1 protein-coding gene is annotated in these 372 nt (G+C 73.7%); it reads right to left on the bottom strand.

Annotated elements, in window-relative coordinates; genetic code table 11:
* A partial coding sequence (locus AX737_RS28040; protein ID WP_197430749.1) for a gamma-glutamylcyclotransferase occupies window positions 1-249 on the bottom strand: 249 nt, incomplete at its 3' end.
* Window positions 250-372 lie beyond the last annotated feature (123 nt).

Below are 372 nucleotides of genomic sequence, written 5' to 3' on the forward strand. Positions count from 1 at the left end.
GCCCCGCACCGTGCCGAGCCTGCGCTCGTCGTAGGCGAATTCCGGCCGCCACATCAGCGAGCCGTAGGCGAAGACCCAGAGGTCGTTCCCGCCGGTGCGGTCGGCGACGACGGCCTCCAGGCCGGGGCGCAGCTCCTCGTCGGTGAGCAGCTTCAGGGCCGTCTCGTCGTCCGGGACGGGCACGGCGTGGGCACGGGCGATCAGGTCGAGGTTGAGATCGAGGTCGGCGGGGGCGGCGGCAGATGGCATGGGCGGAGCGGAGCATTCGGCGGGCCGCGTGGCAACCCGTGCGTGCGCGTTCGGCTCCGCGCGTCACCGACGCCGGAGGCATGGCCGAGAGGGAGACGCGGGACGCCGCGGAACCCTTGAGGA

Source organism: Methylobacterium sp. CCH5-D2 (assembly GCF_001556475.1).
GTDB lineage: Bacteria > Pseudomonadota > Alphaproteobacteria > Rhizobiales > Beijerinckiaceae > Methylobacterium > Methylobacterium hispanicum.